Origin of the sequence: Shewanella hafniensis (assembly GCF_019655335.1) — a bacterium.
GTDB lineage: Bacteria > Pseudomonadota > Gammaproteobacteria > Enterobacterales > Shewanellaceae > Shewanella > Shewanella hafniensis.
This window is the reverse complement of record NZ_BPFD01000270.1, coordinates 1-407: the sequence shown is the minus strand read 5'-3', so window position 1 is coordinate 407 and position 407 is coordinate 1. Positions and strand designations below refer to the sequence as shown.

1 protein-coding gene is annotated in these 407 nt (G+C 54.3%); it reads right to left on the bottom strand.

Going from position 1 to position 407, the window contains the following annotated elements; translation table 11 throughout:
- A partial coding sequence (locus tag K5Q99_RS22215; RefSeq protein WP_220778171.1) for a putative Ig domain-containing protein occupies window positions 1-407 on the bottom strand: 407 nt, incomplete at both ends.

Genomic DNA, 407 nt, shown 5'->3' with positions numbered 1-407 from the left:
TTGAAGCTCAACCAACTTGGTTTGGTCACCGCGCTTAAAGTTAATGTGTCACCCACATCGGTATCACTCGCCGCAAAGGTGTAGCTGTACGCCGCATCTTGAGTGGCAGCTGTGATGGCCGTTGAACTGATGGTCGGCGCATCGTTGACGTTGGTCACCGTGATGCTAAAGGACTGGTCAGCGGTTAAGCCATCCGTGTCCGTCGCTCGCAGTAACACAGGGTGCGCGCCCACATCGGCATTGCCTGGCGTGCCACTTAACACGCCTGAAGTCGTATTGAAGCTCAACCAACTTGGTTTGGTCACCGCGCTTAAAGTTAATGTGTCACCCACATCGGTATCACTCGCCGCAAAGGTGTAGCTGTACGCCGCATCTTGAGTGGCAGCTGTGATGGCCGTTGAACTGAT